General features: G+C 61.7%; 5 protein-coding genes. All 5 read left to right on the plus strand.

Going from position 1 to position 4,923, the window contains the following annotated elements; all coding sequences use genetic code 11:
• Window positions 1-993, plus strand: a 993-nt coding sequence (bioA, locus tag WBF74_RS08165) for an adenosylmethionine--8-amino-7-oxononanoate transaminase (RefSeq protein ID WP_424437913.1), incomplete at its 5' end; no start/stop codon positions are given.
• Between the two features lie 253 nt (window positions 994-1,246).
• Window positions 1,247-1,951, plus strand: coding sequence for an AAA family ATPase (locus WBF74_RS08170; RefSeq protein WP_424437916.1), 705 nt, complete (start codon window positions 1,247-1,249; stop codon window positions 1,949-1,951).
• On the plus strand, window positions 1,951-2,859 hold the full coding sequence (locus WBF74_RS08175) for an SPOR domain-containing protein (RefSeq protein WP_424437918.1): 909 nt from the start codon (window positions 1,951-1,953) through the stop codon (window positions 2,857-2,859). Before WBF74_RS08170 ends, WBF74_RS08175 begins: the two co-directional genes overlap by 1 nt.
• 105 nt (window positions 2,860-2,964) lie before the next feature.
• Window positions 2,965-3,606, plus strand: coding sequence for an HAD-IA family hydrolase (locus WBF74_RS08180; RefSeq protein ID WP_424437921.1), 642 nt, complete (start codon window positions 2,965-2,967; stop codon window positions 3,604-3,606).
• A gap of 59 nt (window positions 3,607-3,665) precedes the next feature.
• Window positions 3,666-4,919 carry a cytochrome P450 gene (locus WBF74_RS08185; protein ID WP_424437924.1) on the plus strand — a complete coding sequence of 418 codons (1,254 nt, stop codon included), beginning with the start codon at window positions 3,666-3,668 and terminating at the stop codon, window positions 4,917-4,919.
• Window positions 4,920-4,923 lie beyond the last annotated feature (4 nt).

Here is a 4,923-nt window from a genome sequence, read left to right on the forward strand (position 1 = left end):
TCACGCCTTTCGACCCTGCTGCCGGGTGATCTCGGTCATGTGTTCTTTTCCGAATCCGGCTCCGTCTCGGTCGAGATCGCGATGAAGATCGCGGTGCAGTACTGGATCAATAACGGGCAGAAGGGCCGCACGCGCTTTGTCAGCTTCAAGGGCGGCTATCATGGCGACACGCTCGCCACCATGTCCGTCTGCGACCCGGATGAGGGCATGCACACGCTGTTCAAGGGCGCGATTGCCGAACAGTTCATCTGCACCTTGCCGACCGATGAAGAGAAGGAAGCGGCCCTTGACCGCTTCCTTGGCGACCATGCGCATGAGATCGCCGCTGTCCTTACCGAACCGCTGGTGCAGGGCGCGGGCGGCATGCGCTTCCATTCGCCCGAAACGCTGAAGCGCCTGCGCGCGCTATGCGACAAGCATAATGTGCTTCTTGTTCTGGACGAGATTTTCACCGGCTTCTGCCGCACCGGCAGCATGTTTGCCTGTGAGCAGGCCGGCATCGTGCCCGACATTGTCACGCTCTCAAAGGCGCTGACAGGCGGCACCATGGCGCTCGCCGCCACCATTGCCCGCGCACCTGTCTTCGAGGCGTTTCTGGGGGAATCGGGAGCCAGGGCGCTGATGCATGGGCCGACCTATACCGGCAATCCGCTTGCCTGTGCGGCGGCCAACGCATCACTCGATCTTTTCGAAAGCGAACCCCGGCTTGAGCAGGTGGCCGCGATCTCGGCGCAGCTCGCCCGCGAGCTTGAACCTGCCCGCGCGATAAAGGGCGTGAAGGATGTGCGCGTTCTCGGCGCCATCGGCGTCATCGAGTTCGAGAAGATGGGCGACCTCAACCGGATGAAGCACCGCTTCGTGGAGGAAGGTGTCTGGATCCGCCCCTTCGGCAGCATCATCTACACCACGCCGCCTCTCGTCACCGGCGCGGAGGATCTCGCCCGGCTGACAAGCGCCATGGTGAAGGTGACGGCAGAAATGGCCACCGCCTGAGCGGCCCTTTCGGTGCTTGTGACTGAGACACCACGCTGTTCCGGCAAACGCCAGATTTTCGCCCCTATATGTTGAGCCAAAATGGGTCAGCCGATACTCTCCCTTGGGGGGCTGATTCGGCCTTTGGACATTTCGATCACGCACACGCCTGCGGGTCGGGGCGCGAAAACGCGCTCCCGGATCGCAAGCAGCGTGTCACTTTCAGGGCCGCAATCAAGGATTTGAGCCGGCGGCCGATCATCGGGAATAAGCCATGCACGTCATTGCGTTTGCGTCCCAGAAGGGTGGCTCCGGCAAGACAACCCTCGCTGGTCATATCGCGGTTGAGGCAGAGCGCCGGGGAGCAGGGCCAGTTGCCCTTATCGATACGGACCCGCAGGGGTCTCTTTCTCAATGGTGGAATGCGCGGGAGGCGGAGCGGCCTTTCTTCGTGCGTGCCTCGAATGAGGGGCTTGAAGCCGATCTCCGCCATCTGAAGGCTGGCGGCGTGAAGCTCGTCATCATCGACACACCGCCCGCGATCACGGCCACGATCGGCCATGTGATCAGCCAGGCCGATCTCATCGTCATTCCGACAAGGCCCAGCCCGCATGATCTGCGCGCGGCGGGTGCCACCGTCCGGCTCTGCGAGGAAGTGGGCAAACCCCTCGTCTTCGCCGTGAATGGTGCAAGCCCCCGGGCTCGAATCACCACCGAGGCAGTCATTGCGCTTTCGCATCATGGCGCCGTTGCGCCTACCATCCTGCATCAGCGAATCGATTTCGCTTCCAGCATGATTGATGGTCGGACCGTCATGGAAATCGCCTCGAACACGAAATCCCCGGAAGAAATCTCCGAACTCTGGTCCTTTCTGGACAGCCGCCTGAAAGGGCGCGAAACCTCGCCTCTGACGGGCACAATTGCGGCTGGAACCAGCGCTGAGGCCATTTCCAGCACTATTTTGCAGGGCGCAGCCTGATGGCGAAGAAACCTGCCTCATTGACGAGCGACCTCTTGGCGCGCAAGGGTGAAGCCGGGCCTTCCATAGTGGAGCCTGCTTCGCGTGCGACGCTCACGCCGGGGCGGCAACCCGATCTGTCGGGCGTCAGTGCGACGGAAGGCCCGTCCCCCGGGCTCTATACGAGCCCAGCTACCGGGAGGCCGGAAGACATGCATGGAATGGACGAGGAAGAGCGGCCCCGCCCGCCCGAGCCTGAAATCATCTACACACCCGAAGATGAGGAAGGCGGCGGGCGCACAAGGCTGATCGTTGGCGCCTTTATCGGTCTTGCGCTGCTGGGCGGTGTCCTTGTGGCGCTCTCTCTCAATCAGGGTGACTCGGGCGTGGCACCTGTCGCGCCGGAAATTGCCTCGGCTCCTGACAGCCAAAGCGCCCCGGTGACGCCCGCCCCCGCGCGCGAAGAAATCCCGGTCGAGAGGGAAGTGGCAGAAGCCGCGCCCGCAACACAAGCGCCGGAAGCAAGCATTCCCGAGACTGCGCCGAGCGCGGCGGCTGAAGCGCCTGTGGCGGAGCTTCCTTCAATCGAGGTTGCGCCCGCACAGATCACGTCGCCTGCTGCGGCGCCGAAGGCCGAACCTGCTCCTGCCGCAACCACTGCTGCCGCACCGGCGAGTGGCGGTGCCTATGTCGTGCAGCTCATGGCGCTGCGCGAAGAGGCAGGCGCGAAGAACGCCTGGGCCGCGCTGCAAAAGAAGCATCCCTCGATCCTTGGCGGGCAGGCGCTCGATATCGAGCGCGCTGACCTTGGCGACAAGGGCATCTTCTATCGTGTCCGCGCAGCGGGCTACGCTACCAAGGCGGCAGCGCAATCTGCCTGCACCAGCCTCAAATCCGCCGGGCAGGACTGCATCGTCAAGACACGCTGAGGAAGGCGCCGAAAGGCGCCTTCTCTTTGGCGCTGGCGGCTTGGCGCTTTCCGGCGCGCCGTGTAGGTTCCCGCCCAAACGCAATTCAGCAGGGTGAGGAACGGTATGGTCGAGGCTGTTATCTGGGATTTTGGCGGGGTTCTTACGACGAGCCCCTTTGAAGCCTTCAACCGCTATGAGCGCGAGAAGGGTCTCCCTCTCGGTTTCATTCGCAGCATCAACGCGACCAATCCCGACACCAATGCCTGGGCCCTCTTTGAGCGCAGCGAATGCACGCTGGATGAGTTCGACCGTCTTTTTGCGGAAGAATCCGCCGCAAAAGGCACGCGCATTCCCGGCCGCGACATCATCGAGCTTCTTTCCGGCAATATCCGGCCGGAAATGGTGACGGCGCTGAAACGCTGCAAGGAGCAGGTCAAGGTTGGCTGCATCACCAATAATGTCTCAGCTGGCAAGGGTGCCGGCATGGCGCGCAGCAGCGAGAAGGCAGCCGCCGTTGCCGAAGTCATGTCGCTCTTCGACCATGTGATCGAAAGCTCCAAGGTCGGTATTCGCAAGCCCGATCCGCGCATCTATGAGATGGCCTGCGAGGCGCTGGGTGTTTCCCCTGCGGCAAGCGTTTATCTCGATGATCTGGGCATCAATCTCAAACCCGCCCGCGCGCTTGGCATGACCACCATCAAGGTGCTCTCGCCCGAACAGGCGCTGAAAGAGCTGGAAGCGGCCGTCGGCTTTCCCGTTGCTTGAGCCTGCAGGGCGATGAGCCTTAGACTTCTCCCCAATGATAAAAAGGGGAGGATGCGACGATGCTCAGGCCGAAGACGAAGGCGGTTGATCTGGGTGGCAAGCCCGATCTGAAAGACCCCGATCTCTATCTGCACGAACGACACCATGAAGTGTTCCGGAAGCTGCGCGCAGAAGAGCCCGTGTACTGGAACCCGGAAGCCGATGGTCCCGGCTTCTGGTCCATCACGCGCTATGACGACATAGAAGCGATCTCGAAGAATCCGAAACTCTTCTCCTCCGCAAAGGAAATGGGCGGGCATCGCATCTTCAACGAAAACGAGATCGACGGTAATTCCACCGAGGCCAGCATGATCTCGATGGATCCGCCGGACCATGCCGCCTATCGGCGCATGGTAACGCCGGGCTTTGTGCCGAAGCGCATTTCCGGCATGGAAGACCGCATTCGCGCGCGGGTGACACGGCTTCTCGACAATCTGCCGAAGACGGGCGAGGCGGAGTTCATTTCGGCCGTCGCCGCCGCTCTTCCGATCGAGGTGCTGGCGGAGCTTTTCGGCGTGCCGGAAAGCGATGGCGCGAAACTTTTCGAATGGTCCAACGCGACGGTCGGAGAGGATGATCCGGAGCTTCGTGTCTCCGACGAATATTTGCGTCAGTGCCTTTCGGAAATGGCGGCCTATTCCGCAGGGCTCTGGCAGAAGCGGCTGGCGGAGCCGGGTGATGATCTCATCACCATGCTTGCCCATTCAAAGATCGACGGGCAGACGATGAGCTTTCCGACCTATATCGGAACCTTCCTCCTGCTTGTGGTTGCGGGGAATGAGACGACGCGCAACTCGATCTCCGGCGGATTGCTCGCGCTCTCCGAGAATCCGCAGGAGCGGCAGAAGCTCATCGACAATCCCTCGCTCATTCCTTCCGCCGTGCAGGAGATCGTGCGCTGGGTGAGCCCCGTCCTTCACATGCGTCGCACAGCCGCCGAGGATACGGAGATTCGCGGCCAGCGCATCGCGAAGGGTGACAAGGTGGTGATGTGGTACGCCTCTGCCAATCGGGATGAAGAAAAGTGGGATGATCCCTACCGCTTCGATGTCACGCGCTACACGAATCCCGACGTGCCCACACAGCTCGGCTTTGGCGTGGGACAGCATTTCTGCCTCGGCTCGCGGCTTGCCGAGTTGCAGCTTCGTATTCTCTTTGAGGAATTGCTGCGGCGTTTCCCGGACATTCATGTCTCGGGCCCGATACGCCGTCTGCGTTCGAACTTCATCTATGGCATCAAGGAAATGCCGGTGCGCTACACGCCGGAAGCCTGAGAAA

This window comes from Parvibaculum sp. (assembly GCF_049672805.1).
GTDB lineage: Bacteria > Pseudomonadota > Alphaproteobacteria > Parvibaculales > Parvibaculaceae > Parvibaculum.

Bases quoted from the DNA above. Each gene is read 5' to 3' on its own strand.
- WBF74_RS08170 (WP_424437916.1), top strand. From the start codon at position 1,247: ATGCACGTCATTGCGTTTGCGTCCCAGAAGGGTGGCTCCGGCAAGACA.
- WBF74_RS08175 (WP_424437918.1), top strand. From the start codon at position 1,951: ATGGCGAAGAAACCTGCCTCATTGACGAGCGACCTCTTGGCGCGCAAG.
- WBF74_RS08180 (WP_424437921.1), top strand. From the start codon at position 2,965: ATGGTCGAGGCTGTTATCTGGGATTTTGGCGGGGTTCTTACGACGAGC.
- WBF74_RS08185 (WP_424437924.1), top strand. From the start codon at position 3,666: ATGCTCAGGCCGAAGACGAAGGCGGTTGATCTGGGTGGCAAGCCCGAT.